Annotated in this window: 11 protein-coding genes and 1 pseudogene; 2 read left to right on the top strand and 10 right to left on the bottom strand. The window is 68.4% G+C overall.

Annotated elements, in window-relative coordinates; all coding sequences use genetic code 11:
* Positions 1–15: 15 nt before the first annotated feature.
* From BG28_RS07020 to lipB, 7 genes and pseudogenes are all read right to left on the bottom strand, one after another.
* The gene (locus tag BG28_RS07020; RefSeq protein ID WP_036475319.1) at positions 16–747 is read right to left on the bottom strand and encodes a hypothetical protein; all 732 of its coding nucleotides are present in this window, start codon (positions 745–747) and stop codon (positions 16–18) included.
* Positions 748–910: 163 nt separating this feature from the next.
* A complete protein-coding gene (gene ruvX / locus BG28_RS07015; RefSeq protein ID WP_036475314.1) occupies positions 911–1,462 on the bottom strand; it encodes a Holliday junction resolvase RuvX in 552 nt (183 codons plus the stop codon).
* On the bottom strand, positions 1,455–4,154 hold the full coding sequence (gene alaS / locus BG28_RS07010; protein ID WP_036475304.1) for an alanine--tRNA ligase: 2,700 nt from the start codon (positions 4,152–4,154) through the stop codon (positions 1,455–1,457). The genes ruvX and alaS overlap by 8 nt, the downstream gene beginning before the upstream one ends.
* Before the next feature lie 183 nt (positions 4,155–4,337).
* A pseudogene (gene rpsD, locus BG28_RS07005) lies at positions 4,338–4,969 on the bottom strand (30S ribosomal protein S4).
* A gap of 309 nt (positions 4,970–5,278) precedes the next feature.
* Positions 5,279–6,079 carry a DUF4191 domain-containing protein gene (locus BG28_RS07000; RefSeq protein ID WP_036475300.1) on the bottom strand — a complete coding sequence of 267 codons (801 nt, stop codon included), beginning with the start codon at positions 6,077–6,079 and terminating at the stop codon, positions 5,279–5,281.
* Positions 6,080–6,102: 23 nt separating this feature from the next.
* A complete protein-coding gene (gene lipA / locus BG28_RS06995; RefSeq protein WP_036475297.1) occupies positions 6,103–7,110 on the bottom strand; it encodes a lipoyl synthase in 1,008 nt (335 codons plus the stop codon).
* Positions 7,107–7,844 carry a lipoyl(octanoyl) transferase LipB gene (lipB, locus tag BG28_RS06990; RefSeq protein ID WP_084479539.1) on the bottom strand — a complete coding sequence of 246 codons (738 nt, stop codon included), beginning with the start codon at positions 7,842–7,844 and terminating at the stop codon, positions 7,107–7,109. Before lipB ends, lipA begins: the two co-directional genes overlap by 4 nt.
* A gap of 102 nt (positions 7,845–7,946) precedes the next feature.
* Here lipB and BG28_RS06985 point away from each other — a divergent pair, with 102 nt between their 5' ends.
* The gene (locus BG28_RS06985; protein WP_161634810.1) at positions 7,947–9,809 is read left to right on the top strand and encodes a serine/threonine-protein kinase; all 1,863 of its coding nucleotides are present in this window, start codon (positions 7,947–7,949) and stop codon (positions 9,807–9,809) included.
* 114 nt (positions 9,810–9,923) lie between these two features.
* On the opposite strand, the gene sucB is transcribed toward BG28_RS06985, so the two are convergent.
* From sucB to BG28_RS06970, 3 genes are all read right to left on the bottom strand, one after another.
* Positions 9,924–11,795 carry a 2-oxoglutarate dehydrogenase, E2 component, dihydrolipoamide succinyltransferase gene (sucB, locus tag BG28_RS06980; RefSeq protein ID WP_036475294.1) on the bottom strand — a complete coding sequence of 624 codons (1,872 nt, stop codon included), beginning with the start codon at positions 11,793–11,795 and terminating at the stop codon, positions 9,924–9,926.
* A 104-nt stretch (positions 11,796–11,899) separates the two neighbouring features.
* Complete coding sequence (gene lpdA, locus BG28_RS06975) at positions 11,900–13,273, bottom strand: dihydrolipoyl dehydrogenase (protein ID WP_036475292.1); 1,374 nt, start codon at positions 13,271–13,273, stop codon at positions 11,900–11,902.
* A 150-nt stretch (positions 13,274–13,423) separates the two neighbouring features.
* Positions 13,424–15,013, bottom strand: coding sequence for a leucyl aminopeptidase (locus BG28_RS06970; protein ID WP_036475290.1), 1,590 nt, complete (start codon positions 15,011–15,013; stop codon positions 13,424–13,426).
* A gap of 197 nt (positions 15,014–15,210) precedes the next feature.
* Between BG28_RS06970 and BG28_RS06965 the strand changes: the two genes are divergently transcribed.
* Positions 15,211–16,422 carry a PAC2 family protein gene (locus BG28_RS06965; protein ID WP_235181016.1) on the top strand — a complete coding sequence of 404 codons (1,212 nt, stop codon included), beginning with the start codon at positions 15,211–15,213 and terminating at the stop codon, positions 16,420–16,422.
* The last annotated feature ends 91 nt before the right edge of the window (positions 16,423–16,513 follow it).

Below are 16,513 nucleotides of genomic sequence, written 5' to 3'. Positions count from 1 at the left end.
CCGCGCCTAGAGCGTTCACCGGCCGAAGACCCGGGCCAGGAGCAGCGCCTCGAGCCGCTCCTGGCCTCGGCGCTGCGCGGTGTCTCGGCCTCCGCGCCGGGTCTCGATCGCCCGGAGCAGGGTGGCCAGCTGGATCTGTTCCGGGTTGGCGCGGCGCAGTCCGCGGATCAGCGCCCACCGTTCTGCGCATCCGGGACCGGCGGGCGCGCCAGCGACCCATGCCGAGTCCGTGCGCTGGGCTGATCCCGGTTGACCCGCCGGCTCCGCGCTGAGTGCGGTGGGCGGTGCATCCAGGGCACGGCGGCTCTGCACCGTGCCGATGCCCAGGAAGAGGTCCGCCGCGGTGCGCAGCGCAGTGGTGACCGGGACTCCTTGCAGCTGGAGCTGCTCGTGTGCTCCCAGCGGCACCTGATGGACCTGCCAGGGGATCGCACCTGCGGTCCGGCGCCGGTACACCCCGGCGGTGATCACGGTGATCCGCGCCGGGGCTGACCCGACGCCCAGGTGCACCCACGCGGCGGACTGCCCGCAGAGCACCGCGTGGGCGTGCAGCGAGCCACTGAGCAGCACCCGGCAGGCCTGGGCGCGCAGGGAGGGGGCGTCGGGCAGGGCGCTGCAGGCGTAGAGATCGCCCAAGAGCGGACGCACGGCGCCCTCGTGGACCATGACCTGGAGTTCTGCCGCGGAGAAGCCCGAGCCGGAGCGGTAGAGGCCCGGAGGTAGATCCGGCGCGGTATGGGGTGGCATACGTCCAGCCTGCCCGATCATCACCGCATCGCCAGGACCTCGGTCACGTCTGTGGAGGAGCCTGGTCCAGGACCCTGAGCGGCGCGAAGCTGTGGAGAAAGCCGTCATGCCGCCAGTTTTGCGCGCTCCACCTTCAGAGCCCCGTCGTGCCCGCGGCCCGTGCTCAGGCCGCGGAGACTGGCGCTCCCGGTTCCCGGCCCCAGGACTGCCGCAGGTCCAGGGCGTGGGTGAGGATCTCCACGGCCGCAGCCTGATCGATGCGAGTCCGCTGATCCTTCGATGCGACCCCGGAGGCGCGCATCTTGCTAGCGGCCGAGACTGTGGAGAGCCGCTCATCGATGAGGTAGACCTCGGTCTGCAGTTCAGCGGTCTTGATCATCCCGGCAAGCTGCCCCGCGTAGTCACGGGCCTTCTGCGTCGAGGGGGTCTCGCGGCCCGAGAGCGACAGCGGCAGACCCACATAGACCGCGCGGGCCTGCCGATCCCGGATGATGGTGATCAGCATGGTCAGATCAGAGGACCGATTGGGGTCTCGGCGCAGGGTCATCACCGGGGTGGCGATCAGCGCGTCGGGATCTGAGGCGGCGAGTCCGACGCGGGCCTCACCCACGTCGATGCCCAGGCGCACACCCGCCCGCACGCTCGGGCCCGGGGCGTCGCCGGTGGCGGAGGTGGCCGCTGTACCCGCAGTGGGCTCCTCGGGGTGATCAGCCACGCTGGCCCACTGCGGAGGTGACTTCCTGCAGGGCTGCGGGGATCTTCGAGGCATCCTGCCCGCCGCCCTGGGCGAGGTCGGCCTTGCCGCCGCCTCCGCCGCCGAGCACCGCGCAGGCGCGCTTGACCAGGTCTCCCGCTGAGACTCCCTGTTCCCGGGCCGTCTCGGTGGTCGCCACCACGATCACCGGTCGGCCCTTGGACTCACCGGCAACCGCGACCGCTGCCGCACGGGAGCCGAAGCGTCCGCGCAGGTCCAGTGCGAGGGCCCGGAGATCATCGGCGCCGGCCACGGTTCCGGCGTTGTGTGCCAGGACCTCGACGCCACCGGCGTCCACCGCCTGCGAGAGCAGCTCACCGGCCTTGGCGCGCAGCTGGGCGCTGCGCATCTTCTCCAGCTCACGCTCGACCTCCTTGAGCTTGGCCAGGGTCGCAGCGATGCGGTCTGGGACCTGATCGGCGGGGACCTTGAGCATCTCGGTGAGCTGGTTGACCAGGGTCCGCTCAGCGGCGAAGTGGTGGAAGGCGTCGAGGCCGACCAGGGCCTCGACGCGCCGGTTTCCTGACCCCACTGAGGCCTCAGACATCAGGGCCAGGGTGCCGATCTCGGCGGTGGCGTCCACGTGGGTGCCGCCGCAGAGTTCGCGGGACCAGGCCCCGTTGATCTCGACCATGCGGACCTCGTTGCCGTACTTCTCACCGAAGAGCATCATCGCGCCCTGCGCCTGCGCCTCTTCCAGCGAGGTCACCCGGGTCTGGACCTCGTAGTTGTCCCGGATCGCCAGGTTCACGGCGGCCTCGAGCTCCTGCCGGGCGGCGCTGCTCATCGCGGCCTCGGAGGTGAAGTCGAAGCGCAGGTAGCCCTCCTTGTTGAAGGAGCCGGCCTGCACGGCTTCCGGGCCCAGCACGTCGTGCAGCGCGGCGTGGATCAGGTGCGTGCCGGTGTGGGCCTTCTCGGCGTCGAGTCGGCGGCGCACATCGATGGCGCCCAGCGCCTCGGCGCCGGCGGGCACCTCGCCGGAGAGGACCCGGGCGCGATGGACCGAGAGGCCCTTGATCGGTGACTGCACGTCGAGGACCTCGAGTTCGAAGCCGTCGCCGCTGATCCGGCCGGTGTCCGGAGCCTGACCACCGGCCTCGGCGTAGAACGGGGTGGCGTCGAGGACCAGCTCGATGTCCTCCCCGGCCGAGGCGCTGCTGCGGGTCTCTCCGCCCACCAGCAGCCCGCGGATCCGAGATTCGGTGGTGTGTTCGGTGTAGCCGGTGAAATGGGTGGGGGAGTCGGCGCGCAGCTCCTGATACACCTGGGTGTCGGCGTGGCCGGACTTCTTGCCCTTGGCGTCGGCCCGGGCGCGTTCGCGCTGCTCGGTCATCAGGGCCCGGAACCGGGTCTCGTCGACCCCGACCCCGGCCTCGGCGGCCATCTCCAGGGTCAGGTCGATCGGGAAGCCGTAGGTGTCGTGCAGCGCGAACGCGTCGGCGCCGGTGACCGCAGCCCCCGCGCTCTGTGCCGAGCTCACTGCTGAGCGCAGCTTGGCGGTGCCGGCGGAGATGGTCCGCAGGAAGGCCTGCTCCTCCTTGACCGCGACCTGGTGGATCTTCTCGAAGCCGGACTCGACCTCTGGGTAGGTGCCCTTCATCGCGTCCTTGGACACGCTGACGAGTTCGCCGAACACCGGCTCCTCCACACCCATGAGTCGCATCGCGAGGATCACCCGGCGGATCAGGCGTCGCAGCACGAAGCCGCCGCCCTCATTGGAGGGGCGGACACCGTCGGAGATCAGCATCAACGAGCTGCGCACGTGATCGGCGATCATCCGCAGCCGCACATCATTGGCATGGTGCGAGTCGGCGGGATCCTCGGTGGAGGTGTACTCGATGCCGGCGAGCTCGGCGGCGCGGTCGAGCACCGGGCGGACCTGATCGGTCTCGTACATGTTCTCCACGCCCTGGAGCACCATGGCGAGGCGCTCGAGGCCCAGACCGGTGTCGATGCTCTTGTTCTGCAGCGGACCCGCCACCTCGAACTCGGTCTTGGAATGTACCGCAGAGAGCCGGTACTGCATGAAGACCAGGTTCCAGATCTCCACGTAGCGGGTCTCGTCGGCGGCCGGTCCGCCCTCAACGCCGTAGGCGGGACCGCGGTCGTAGTAGATCTCGGAGCAGGGACCGCCCGGGCCGGGCTGGCCGGTGTTCCAGTAGTTGTCCTCGGGGCCGAAGCGCTGGATCCGGGCCTCGGGAACTCCGACCTGATCGCGCCAGATCGCGTACGCCTCGTCGTCGTCCTGATACACGGTGATCCAGAGCCGCTCCGGGTCCAGCCCGTAGCCGCGCAGACCCGTGACCGGGTCGGCCTCCCGTGGGTGGGTCAGCAGCTCCCAGGCCATCGGGATGGCGGTCTCCTTGAAGTAGTCGCCGAAGGAGAAGTTTCCACACATCTGGAAGAAGGTGCCGTGGCGGGCGGTCTTGCCGACCTCTTCGATGTCGGCGGTGCGGATGCACTTCTGCACAGAGACCGCACGGGAGTAGGGGGGCTTCTCGGTGCCCATGAAGTAAGGGATGAACGGCACCATGCCGGCGATGGTGAACAGCACCGAGGGATCTGGCGAGATCAGTGATGCTGAGGGGACGCGCTCATGCCCCTTGGCGGCGAAGTAGTCGTACCACGTCCGGGCGATGTCCTCGGTCTTCATGGGCTTTCGGGTCCTCCTGCTGATGGTCGCTGCGAGTCGGCCGGGGAGGTCTCATATCTGCGACCTCTCCGGATCTGCGCCGGGACCAGCTTAGTGGAAACACAGAGCCCGCTGCGGCCTCCGGTGGGGAGGGCAGCGGGCTCTGTGGGTTTCAGAACGAAGTTCTGAGAGATCCTCTGGGGATCAGCGTGCGTAGAACTCGACCACGAGCTGCTCTTCGCAGGTGACCGGGACCTCTTCGCGCTTGGGCTTGCGGGACAGAGTCGCCTGAAGCTTCTCGATCTCGACGGTGAGGTAGCCGGGGACCGTGGGAAGCGCATCCTGGTGGGTGCCTGCGGCGGCCACCTGGAAGGGCTCGAAGACCTCGGAGCGCTCGTGCACGTGGATCATCTGACCGGGCTTCACGCGGAAGGACGGGCGGTCCACGCGCTTGCCGTTGACCATGATGTGGCGGTGGACCACGAACTGGCGGGCCTGGGCGATGGTGCGGGCGAAGCCCGAACGCAGAACCAGGGCGTCAAGCCGAGACTCGAGCAGCTCGACCAGGTTCTCACCGGTCAGGCCCTCGTGCATGCGCTTGGCCTCTTCGTAGTAGCGCAGCATCTGCGCTTCGCGGATGCCGTACTGGCGCGGAGACGCTGCTTCTCCTTCAGACGCACCGCGTAGTCCGAGTCGGTGCGACGACGGGTCCGGCCGTGCTGGCCGGGGCCGTAGGGGCGGCGATCCAGGTACTTCTGGGCCTTGGGGGTCAGCGCGATGCCGAGGGCTCGCGATGCCTTCACAGTACGACGACTGCGCAATGGTGATGTGGGCATTGAATGCCTTCCTGTCTTGTCGGCGAATGATGTTTATTCCTGACCGCGACAAACGTTCAGGTACCTGGCCTCCGAGATCCGTGGTTCGGAGAGTGTGAGCCGCCGAAGGCTCACGGCACTGCGACTTCGCACCGGCACACGGGCGCACCACCAGAGTTGACCGGGGGGCGCCTGGGTGCAGGGGATCTTCGGTAGAGATGCGAAGCCTGCCAGACAGCACAACAGCCTAGCACCGGGGATGACAGAACCCCAATCATCGCGTGGATGATCGGGGTTCTGTCAGGCAGGTGGTTCGGCCGCGTGTCAGGATCAGCCGCGCAGCGCCTTGCGGTCGGGGCGGGTGCGATAGGGATCCACGCCCTTGGGGATCGGCGGCCGGGAGATCGGCAGCGCCGTGAGCCTGCGGTCCACCGCGTTGACCTCGTGCTTGGTGAGCTTCTTGTCGAGCTTCTTGATGGTCTTGGCCAGCTTCTGCAGCGGGACCTGCTGATCCCCGCGGCCGGACTGGATCACGTGGATCGGCACTCCGGTGTCGCGCAGGATCGGACTGAACCGCTTGCGGGTCTTCTCCACCAGCTTGTTCACCCGGCCGGCGGGTCCCTCGGTGACCAGCACCAGGCCCGGCTTGCCGAGCACCCGGAAGATCGCGTCCTGGGTCTTCGGGTCCATGGCCACCGGCTCCTCGGTGACGATCCAGCCGCGCTTGAGCGTGCTCAACGCCGCGGCGGCGGCCCCCGGGCGTCCTTCGATCCTGGAGAACGCGGCCTTCTCAGCCCGCCGGTTCATCACGATCATCGCGGCCAGCAGGCCGAAGGGCAGACCGATCAGCAGGCCGGTGACCCAGTTCATCAGCAGGGTGAAGAGCAGGAAGAACACGCCGAGGGTGGCGAAGAAGGCCAGCGCCATCCACCACCCGATGTTGGGATCATAGGAGCGGGTCATCGTGAAGACCTGCTTGATCCGCGAGAAGAAGCCTTCCTGCTTATTGGCCTTCTTGCGGGCCTTTCGGTCCCGCTGTTCGGCCTTCTGCTCGGCCTTGAGGTTCTTGAGCGCGGCCTTTGCCTCTGCCTTGGAGGAAGCCTTGGGAGGAGTGGAGTCTGCTGGTGCCATAGTGACCTCAGTCTACCGCAGGCTCAGTAACCCGCGGCGACCAGCGTGGAGGCCTCCTGCTTGGTCGCGCCGGAGGGTTCGATGTGTGCGAGTGCGGCAGGGATCTCCCAGCCCTTCTTCTGCATCGCTTTGGCCCACAGGGACCCGGCCCGGTAGGAGGAGCGGACCAGGGGCCCGGACATGACGCCCAGGAATCCGATCTCCTCGGCCTCCTGGGAGATGTCCAGGAACTCCTGGGGCTTGACCCAGCGGTCCACCGGAAGGTGGCGCGGGGTGGGCCGCAGGTACTGGGTGATCGTGAGCAGGTCACAGCCGGCGTCGTGGAGATCGCGCAGCGCCTCGGAGACCTCCTCGCGGGTCTCGCCCATCCCGAGGATCAGGTTGGACTTGGTGATCATGCCGTGGCTGCGTCCCTGGGTCAGCACGTCGAGGGAGCGTTCGTAGCGGAACGCCGGGCGGATCCGGCGGAAGATCCGCGGGACCGTCTCGACGTTGTGCGCGAACACCTCGGGTGCGGCCTCGCAGATTCCGGCGATGTTCTCCTCGCGCCCGGAGAAGTCCGGGATCAGGATCTCGACCCCGGTGCCGGGGTTGAGCTCATGGATCTTGCGGATGGTCTCGGCGTAGAGCCACACGCCCTCATCGGGGAGGTCATCGCGGGCCACACCGGTCACGGTCGCGTAGCGCAGCTGCATCTCTTGGACCGACTGGGCGACCTGCAGCGGCTCGGACTCGTCTACCGCGCCGGGGCGGCCGGTGTCGATCTCGCAGAAGTCACACCGTCGGGTGCAGGCGGAGCCGCCGATGAGGAAGGTGGCCTCGCGGTCCTCCCAGCATTCGAAGATGTTCGGGCATCCTGCCTCTTCGCAGACGGTGTGCAGGCCCTTCTCGCCGACCCGCTTCTTCATCTCGGTGAACTCGGTGCCGATCTTGACCTTGGTGCGCATCCACTCGGGCTTGCGCTCCACGGGGATCGAGGCGTTGCGTGCTTCGACGCGCAGCATGCGTCGGCCTTCAGGTGCCACATTCACTGTGGTGCTCCTTCTGTAGTTCGGGACATCACACAGGTGTCCTGGTCTGCGCCGAGGCCGGGGGATCCGGTCAGGACGGGCGCGTCGTCGTCGTGCAGCAGCGGCGGCAGTGCCTGGCGCAGCTCCTCGGTGACCCGGTCGGCCACCTGCTCGGGGGTGACTTCACGGCCCAGTTCGGCGCTGATGCTGGTGGTCTTCGCGTCGGTGATCCCGCAGGCGATGATGTTCTCGAAGGGTGTGAGGTCGTTGGAGCAGTTCAGGGCGAACCCGTGCATGGTGACCGAGCGGTGCACGCGCAGCCCGATGGCGGCGATCTTGCGGTCGGGGCCGTTCCCGGTGATCCAGACCCCGGAGCGCCCCGGCACCTGGGTGCCGGTGATGCCGAAGTCGGAGGCGAGGATCCGGATCAGGGTCTTTTCCAGCACGCAGACGTAGTCCTTGACCAGGGACCGGTCGCGCAGGTGCAGGATCGGGTAGCCCACGAGTTGACCGCGTCCGTGCCAGGTGAGCTTTCCGCCGCGATCCACCTCCACCACGGGGGTGCCGTCCTGGGGGAGATCAGCGGGCTCGGTCCGGCGCCCGGCGGTATAGACGTCGGCATGTTCGAGCAGCAGGACGGTGGAGGGCGCCGAACCCTGCTGCACCGCAGCGTGCAGCCGGCGCTGGACCTCGAGCGTCTCGGAGTAGTCGAGAAGCTGCGGATCGAATCCCAGCTTCGTGAAGGTGAGCTCCATGACACCAGCCTAGACCGAGTTGGTCCTGCGCAGAGAACTGCGGCCAGATGATGACCTGTGGATAACCCCTGGATCGGGCATCGAGCGACCAGAATGGAGGTCATGGACGGTGACATCACCGCAGGGGCCACCGGAGGCCAGGCAGCACCCATCCGGGGGGATCTGACTGTGGACAGCACGGACCGGGCGAGGCCGCTGGAGCGGGTCGTGCGGAGCTTCGACGCTGCGGGTCACCAGGGCTGCGAGCCCCCGGCGGCGTCCGGCATCACGGTGGAGCGGCTGCTGGGCGGTGGCAGCAGCGCACTGGTCTGGCTGGTGTGGTGGGATTCCCCCGCGGAACCGGACTGGCACCTCGTCGACGGCTGCCCGCCCGCGGCGTTCGCGCTGAAGGTTCCTCGCGCCCACCCCGCGGGCCGCCCACCGCTGCAGCACGTCATCGCGGAGCTTCAGGCGCTGGACATGCTGCGTCATGAGCACCTGGTCCGGGCTTACGGGGCGCTGGAGACCTCACAGGGCATCGGGCTGATGCTGGAGCCCTACAGCGCCGGATCTCTGGCCCAGCTGCTGCGCGGCGTGGGCCGGCTCGAGCTGGGTGAGGTGGTCACCGTGCTGACTCCCATCGCCACCGCGCTGGGAGCCCTGCATCAGGGCGGGGTCGCCCACGGGGACGTCTCGCCCGGCAACATCTTGCTGGCCGCCGACGGAAAACCTGCCCTGGGAGACCTCGCGGACGCTCCGATCCTCGGGACCCCGCGCTCAGACACCGGCACCCCTGGGTTCGCTGCCCCGGAACGGGAGTTGGAGGGGCGACTTCCTTTCGGTGCGGATTCGGCCACCCGAAGAGCCGCCCGCGCGGGACTGGCCCCGGAGGCTGACGTCTATTCCCTGGCGGCAGTCGCCTGGTTCGCACTGACCGGGTCGATGCCAGCCCGGGAGCGCCACCGGGCACCGCTGCAGAGTCTGCGCCCGGAGCTGCCGGTCTCCATCACACGGCTGCTGGAATCGGCGCTGCAGAGCGATCCCACACTGCGGCCCGACGCTCAGGACTTCGCCGTGGAGCTCTTTCGCTGCGCCGCTCCCAGGGCGTTGGATCTGACCCCTCATGTCCACGAGGAGGTGGTGCCGGAACTGCCGGCCCTGACCGGACCCGGCACGGGTGCCCGACGCTGGGTCCCTCGCCTCGGGGCGTTCGCCGTCGCTGCCCTGGCTGCCGTGGTGCTCGCAGGGCTCTGGTTCTCCTCCGAGATCCTGACCCCCGGCCCGACCACGCCGCTTTGGTCGGTCGCGCAGCAGACGGAGGTGGAGCAGACGGAGGTGGAGCAGACGGAGGTGAAGCAGGGCCGGGACCCCAGAGGTGCGCAGCCCAGCGGGGTGCCGACCGGATCCGGCGCCGACCCGTCCAGTGCGCCCAGCCCCGGGGCACCCAGCCCCGGAGTGCCCAGTTCTAGTACACCCAGCCCCGGGGAACAGCTGCGAGATCGGGATCCGGTGCGAGCGGTGCAGGGGCTCGCAGAGCTGCGGACGCAGGCGCTGCGCGAGGCCTCCCAGGAGACGGTCCGGCGCTATACGGTGCCCGAGAGCCCGGCCCGGGTGGCAGATGCCGCGCTCATCCAGCGACTCATCGATGGTGGCACGAGCTACCAGGGTGAGACTCTCAGGATCCGAGTCACCGATCCGGCCCAGGACGTGCCCTCGGCCAGGGAGCCAGACCCTGCGAGGACAGAGTCCGCGGAGCCCGGGGCCGGGTCGCCCACGATTGCTGAGCTGCGCGCCTCGGTGATCGCCGGCGGGCTGGCCGCTGGAGCGGCTGAATCCCAGGACGTGGTGCTGGTGATGCACCGTCGCGAGGGGGAGTGGCTGCTGTACAGCGTGCGGGAGCCTGGCGCCGTCGAGCCGGACTCAGACGCAGAGCCGGACTCAGACGCAGAGCCGGACTCAGACGCAGAGCAGGGCCCGTCCGAATGAACGGACGAGCCCTGCTCTGCGTGACGAGGCTGGAGACGATCGGGCCGGGCCAGCGCTGCCTCTCGGCTGGAATGCCGCTGAGGCCTGTGAGTCGCGCCGGCTGCCCTGCCGGGTCTAGAGGCCCAGCTGCGCCTCGAAGTTGCCCTCTTCCAGACGAGCCTTCAGCGTCTGCATGAAACGACCGGCGTCGGCGCCGTCGACCAGTCGGTGATCGTAGGTCAGCGAGAGGTACATCATGTGCCGGATGCCGATGGAGTCGTTGCCGTCACCGTCGGTCACCACCATCGGGCGCTTGACGATGGTTCCGGTGCCCAGGATCGCGACCTGCGGCTGGTTGATGATCGGAGTGTCGAACAGGGCCCCGACCGAGCCGAAGTTCGTGATCGTGAAGGTGCCTCCGGAGAGCTCTCCCGGACCGATCTTGGACTGGCGGGTCCGCTCGGCCACATCGGCGATCTTCTTCGAGAGCCCGGCGATGCTGAGATCTCCGGCGTCATTGATCACCGGCACCAGCAGGCCCTTTTCGGTGTCCACGGCCAGCGCGAGGTGCTCGCTGTCATGGTAGGTGATCTGCTGGTTGGCCTCGTCGTATTCGGCGTTGAGCTTGGGGTGCTGCTTCAGCGCCTCGGTGACGGCGGTGCCGATGAAGGGCAGGTAGGTGAGGTTCACCCCGTTCTGCTCCTTGAAGGAGGCCTTGGCCTTCGCGCGCAGGTTCACGATCCGGGTCATGTCGATCTCGTGGACCTGGGTCAGCTGCGCGGAGATGTCCAGCGACTCGTTCATCCGCTGGGCGATCACCTGGCGGATCCGTGGAGCCTTCTCGGTGGAGCCGCGCTTGGTCTTGTCCACCTCGACCTTTGGTGCGGACTTCGCGGCTGCGGGAGCCTCGGCGGGGGCCTCGGGCTGGGCCTGGGACTTGCTCGCCTCAGCGGCGTCGACCACGTCCTGCTTGCGGATGCGTCCACCGACCCCGGTGCCCTTGACCTCGGCCAGGTCCACGCCCTCGTTCTTGGCCAGACGGCGCACCAGCGGAGTCACGTAACCCTCGGCGGAGGAGTCCGAGGACTCGCTCTTGGGCTCGGCCTTGGACTCGGACTTCTGTTCGCTCTGAGCCGGGGCCTCCTGTTTGGTCCGCTCCTGGGGGGCGGGCTCCTGCTCCGGCTCCGACTGTTCTGGCTCGGACTGCTTCGGTGTGGACTCCTCGGTGGCCGGCTCGGTCGCCTGCTCCTCGGCTTCGGCGTCCTGCTCCTGCTCGGCGTCGGCGGAGTCGGAGGACCCACCCGAACCTGCAGCTGCGCCGGACCCGGATCCCACGAGGGCCAGGACCGCGCCGACCTCGATGGTCTCGTCCTCGGAGACCTTGATCTCCTGGATGGTGCCGGCCACGGGGGAGGGGACCTCGGTGTCGACCTTGTCGGTGGAGACCTCCAGCAGCGGCTGGTCGACCTCGACGGTGTCGCCGACCTCGACGAGCCACCGGGTCACGGTGCCCTCGGTGACGGATTCGCCCAGCGCCGGGAGGGTGACCTCCTGGGTCTCGCCGCCACCCTCGGAGGGTGCGTCGGTGGACTCGTCGGAGGACTCGGGAGCGGACTCCTCGGAGGTGTTCTCCTCGGCAGCCTGCTCGGTGGCCTCGGGCTGCGCAGCCTCGGTGGCAGCATCCTCGACCTCTTCGGCCTCGTCGCTGGACTCCTCCGGCTCGGCCGGGGCAGACTCACCGGAGTCGCCCGAGGAGTCGGAGTCCCCGGAGCCGTCGCCGATCCGCACCAGCGGGGCCCCTACTTCAATGGTCTCGTCCTCGGCGACCAGGAGCTCCTCGATGGTGCCGGCGGCCGGGGAGGGAACCTCGGTGTCGACCTTGTCGGTGGAGACCTCCAGCAGCGGCTGGTCGACCTCGACGGTGTCACCGACCTCGACGAGCCAGCGGGTCACGGTGCCTTCGGTGACTGACTCACCTAGGGCTGGAAGGTTCACGGTTTCAGACATGGTGTCCGACTCCTACTCTCAAAGTTCGACGCAGCCTCACGGCTGGAACATTTATCTCAACGGGCGGTTCTGGAAAGTGGCCCCGGGAATCCGGGATATGCGGGTCAGCCGTGCAGCGGGTGGCCGAAGAGCGCCATCGCGGCCTCGCCCATGGCTTCGTTCTGCGTGGGGTGCGCGTGGAGCAGGGTCGCGACGTCCTCGGGGTAGGCCTCCCAGTTCACGATCAGCTGGGCCTCGCCCACCTGCTCGCCGATGCGGGTGCCGATGCCGTGGACTCCGACGATCGGGCCGCCCTTGACGCCGACCATCTTGATCAGGCCGCCGGTGCCCAGGATGGAGGACTTGCCGTTGCCCGCGAGGTTGTACTCGGTGATCTCGATCTGGTCCTTGCCGTACTTCTCCTCGGCGGCGGGCTGGGTGTAGCCCACGGACATGATCTCTGGCTCGCAGTAGGTGACCTTGGGAATGTTGATGTCCTCGACGACGACCGGATTGTTGCCCGCGATCTCCTCGGCGACGAAGATTCCCTGCTGGTAGCCGCGGTGGGCCAGCTGCAGACCTGGGACGATGTCGCCGATCGCGAAGATGTTGCCGACTCCGGTGTGCAGCCGCTCGTCGGTGATCACGAAGCCGCGGTCCAGGGTGATCCCGGCGTCTTCGAAGCCGAAGCCTTCTGTGACGGGTCCGCGGCCCACGGCGACCAGGCAGATCTCGGCCTCGAAGGTCTTGCCGTCTTCGAGGGTGACCTTGACGCCGTCTTCGGTCTCCTTGACCTCGTTGAAGAAGGTGCCGGTGTTGAAGGTGATCCCGCGCTTCTTGAAGGTGCGCTCAAGCTGCTTGATGATCGCAGGATCCTCGTTGGGCACCAGCGAGGGAAGACCCTCGATGATGCTGACCTCGGTGCCGAAGGAGGTCCATGCCGAAGCGAACTCGCAGCCGATCACGCCGCCGCCGAGCACGATGGCCGACTTCGGGGTGTAGTCCAGCTCGAGGGCTTCGGTGGAGGTGATGATCTTCTTGCTCAGCGGCAGCCCGAAGGTCTTCGAGGTCGAGCCGGTGGCCAGCACGATGTTCTTGCCGGTGTAGCGGGTGCCGTCGACCTCGATCTCGTTCTCCGAGACCAGCTTGCCCTCGCCGGAGATCACGGTGACCTTGCGCATCTTCAGCAGACCGGTCAGACCCTTGTACTTGCCGGCGACGATGCCGTCCTTGTACTCGCGGACCTTGGCCATGTCCACGCCTTCGAAGTTCATCTTCACGCCGTACTTCTCAGACGTCCGCGCCTCATCGGCGAGCTCGGCGGAGTGCAGGTACGCCTTGGTCGGGATGCAGCCCCAGTGCAGGCAGGTCCCGCCCAGCTTGTCCTTCTCGATGAGGCCCACGGTGAGTCCGTGCTGGACTGAGCGAAGCGCTGCGGCATAGCCGGCGCTGCCCCCTCCAAGGACGAGTACGTCGAATTCCTGAGGCTGGTCGGCCACGGTCGTTGCTCCCTTGCATTGGGTGAGACGTGAAGATCATGATTCGGTCTGAGTCGGCTCCCCGGCGGGCCGTGGGGCGCGTCGGGGAGCCGTTCCCAGGGTGTTTCCTGCGGTCAGCCTATCGCTTGTGCGCAGGCATCAGCCACTGGATCAGCGGCTCAGGCCCTCGAGGTAGCTGATCAAGGTGCGGACCATCACGCCGGTGCCCGATTTCGGGGTGTATCCGTAGGCGCCCTTCTCGTTGAACGCCGGACCGGCGATGTCCAGGTGCGCCCACGGGATGCGGGAGGTCTCGGGGTCCAGCGGGTCAGCCGCGGCGCCGGTGCGGTCTCCGACGAACTCGCGCAGGAAGGCCGCGGCGTTCATCATGCCGCCGAAGCGGTCGCCGAGGTTCGTGAGATCGGCGACCTCCGAGTCGAACCCGGAGCGACCCTCCTCGAGGATCGGCATCGGCCAGAGGCTCTCGCCAGCCGCCTTCGAGGCCATCACCAGGGCTTCACGCAGCTCCTCATTGCCCATCACGCCGGAGGTGCGCGTACCCAGGGCGATCATCTGCGCCCCGGTGAGCGTGGCCACGTCGATGATCGCGTCGGGCTGCTCGGCGGAGGCCGCGACGAGACCGTCGGCCAGGACCAGTCGACCCTCGGCGTCGGTGTTGAGCACCTCCACGGTCTTGCCGCCGTGGATGGTGATGACGTCCTCGGGACGCTGCGCGGTGTCGGAGGGCATGTTCTCGGCCAGGCACAGCCAGCCGGTGACCTTGACCGGCAGGTTGAGGTCCGCAACCGCCCGGACGACGGCGGCCACCGTAGCGGCGCCGCCCATGTCCAGCTTCATAGTGGTCATCGCGGCGGCAGGCTTCAGCGAGAGCCCGCCGGAGTCGAACGTGATGCCCTTGCCGACCAGCGCGATGTGCGCCACCGGCTTGGCGGGGGAGTGCTCCATGCGGACCAGCCGGGGCTTGCGGGAGGATCCGGCACCGACGCCGAGGATGCCGCCGAAGCCGTCGCGGGCCAGTTCCTTCTCGCCCCAGACCTTGATCTTGAGCTTGGCCGCCCGCGCGGTGCCGCCCTGCTGGGCCGGCGCCTTGGTGCGCTCACCGAGCGTGGAGACCACCTCGGCGAAGCTCTCGGGGTAGAGGTGGCTCGGGGGAGTGTTCACCAGGTCACGGGTGGCGCGCACCGCGGATCCGACGACGGCAGCCCGGTCGATCGCCGGTCGGGTCTGCTTCTCCTTGAGCGCGGTCAGCACCTGGATGTTGCTGACCGGGCTGGAGGTGCGGGCCTCCTCGGAGCTGCGGAAGTGGTTGAAGGAGTAGGCGCCGATCGCGGCCCCCTCTGCGATGGCTCCGACCTGTTCCACCGAGGCCGCAGGCAGCGCCAGCGCCACGGACCCGATGCTGCCGAGCTGACGCACCGCGGAGCCGGCGGCACGACGTAGCGCCTCCAGGCTGATTCCGCCGGTGACCTCACCCGTCAGCGGTCCCACACCGATGAGCACCAACGTCTCGGAGGCGAAGCCGTCCATCCCGGGCAGACGCAGCAGCTGATCCGCTGCTCCGGTGGCACCAAGGGCCTTCAGCGAGTCTGCGACGCCCTTGGCGGCGTCGTCGGCCAGCGGGTTGGGGAGCAGGATCGGACCCTGCGGCCCCTTGGCGACGCCGAGCACCAGAGCATCGGTGTCGGTCTTCTCAACGGAGGTGGAGACGGCGGAAAGGCTGGGCTGAAAATCGTGGATCACTGTGGTCCTGTCTGATTCCTGGGGTGTTGGAATCGGTTATGTCGTCGTGGTTCTTCCTGTGTTCGATCCTAACCAACTTCCAGGCGGGAATGCCCGCAGCTGGCATCCTGTTGTACTGACGACCCTAGGAGTCGGACCGGCGGCGTTTCATAGGCCGGGCCCCGCTCGAACCCCATACCGGAAAGAGGACCCCTCAGGTGAAGGACCCCCTGGATCTGCTGCATGTCCATCCCGCAGCCGATGGAGAAGAGGAGTCGGACTCCTCCATCAACCTCGGCGCCCAGGACGGGCATGAGTCCAGCGTGAGCGCCGAGGGCGGTGCTCTGGTGCTGCGCGAGGCTGCACCGCCCGCCGATCGACTGAGCCTGCTGGTCTCCTGGTCCGGCCACACCGACGCCGGGAGCCTGAGCGAGCAGCTCTCGGAATCCCTGCTCGGCGCGCTGCCCCACCGGCGGCTCGCCAGCTTCGAGGTGGATGAACTCTTCGACTACCGGTCACGGCGACCACAGATCACCTTCACCGGCAACCGGTTCAGCAACTTCGAGGCGCCCTCGCTGGAGCTCTACGAGGTGCGCGACGCCCTCGGTCGGCCCTTCCTCTTCCTGACCGGCGACGAGCCCGACTATCAGTGGGACCGAGTGTCCCAGGCCGTGCTTGCGCTGGTGGAGCGGCTCGATGTGAAGCTCGTCGTGCTGGTGGACGCGCTGGGTCTGCCGACCCCGCACACCCGCCCGATCGGGGTGACGGCCCACGGCAACCGTCCCGATCTCATCGACGGCATCTCCACCTGGGGGCCCAGCGCGCAGATCGAGGCCGGACTGAGTCAGTTCCTGGAGCTGCGGGTCGCCGAGGCGGACCGGGACGTAGTGGGCTACACGCTGCATGTCCCGCACTACCTCGCAGGTGGGCGCTTCCCGCACGTGGCGGTGTCCGCCCTGGAATACGCCGGTGCGGCGCTTGAGCTGATGCTGCCCACCGATGAGCTGCGCGAGTCCTCGCGGATGGTGGAGCAGGACATCTCCCGGCAGGTGGCGCAGAACACCGAGATCCAGGGCATGGTGGACCGACTCGAGCGCAACTTCGACGAGTACGCCACCCCGCAGCAGCGGTCGCTGCTGGTCAAGGACGACGACGCCGTGCCCGACGCCGAGGAGCTGGGCGCGGCGGTGGAGGCCTATCTGCGCCACCACGATCCAGCCGCCGACGCCGAAGCAGCCCGTGCCGCCTCGATCGAGGGCCTGCTCGACGACGCGTCCACGGAGCTCGGGGCGCCATCCCCCGGAGGTGCCGGCCCGGTGGATCCCGGCCCGGAGGGCGACCATGTGGCACCGGAGAATCCCGGCTCAGCTTCGCGGGAAGACCCACAGGGCCCCGCGGTCGATCCGGAGAATCACGACCGCCCCCAGTAGCCGCCGCGCCGCACCGGAGCCCTCCCACGGCGCTGCTCAGGGCCGGGGGTTCTCCACAGCACCGCCGCTGTGGAGCCCGCCCGCGGAGATG

This window comes from Nesterenkonia sp. AN1 (assembly GCF_000582475.1).
Lineage (GTDB): Bacteria > Actinomycetota > Actinomycetes > Actinomycetales > Micrococcaceae > Nesterenkonia > Nesterenkonia aurantiaca.
This window is presented reverse-complemented; position numbering and strand designations above follow the sequence as displayed.

Coding starts and splice junctions, on each gene's coding strand:
- alaS (WP_036475304.1), bottom strand. CDS start 4,154: ATGAAGACCGAGGACATCGCCCGGACGTGGTACGACTACTTCGCCGCC.
- BG28_RS06985 (WP_161634810.1), top strand. CDS start 7,947: ATGGACGGTGACATCACCGCAGGGGCCACCGGAGGCCAGGCAGCACCC.
- sucB (WP_036475294.1), bottom strand. CDS start 11,795: ATGTCTGAAACCGTGAACCTTCCAGCCCTAGGTGAGTCAGTCACCGAA.
- lipB (WP_084479539.1), bottom strand. CDS start 7,844: ATGGAGCTCACCTTCACGAAGCTGGGATTCGATCCGCAGCTTCTCGAC.
- BG28_RS07020 (WP_036475319.1), bottom strand. CDS start 747: ATGCCACCCCATACCGCGCCGGATCTACCTCCGGGCCTCTACCGCTCC.
- BG28_RS07000 (WP_036475300.1), bottom strand. CDS start 6,079: ATGGCACCAGCAGACTCCACTCCTCCCAAGGCTTCCTCCAAGGCAGAG.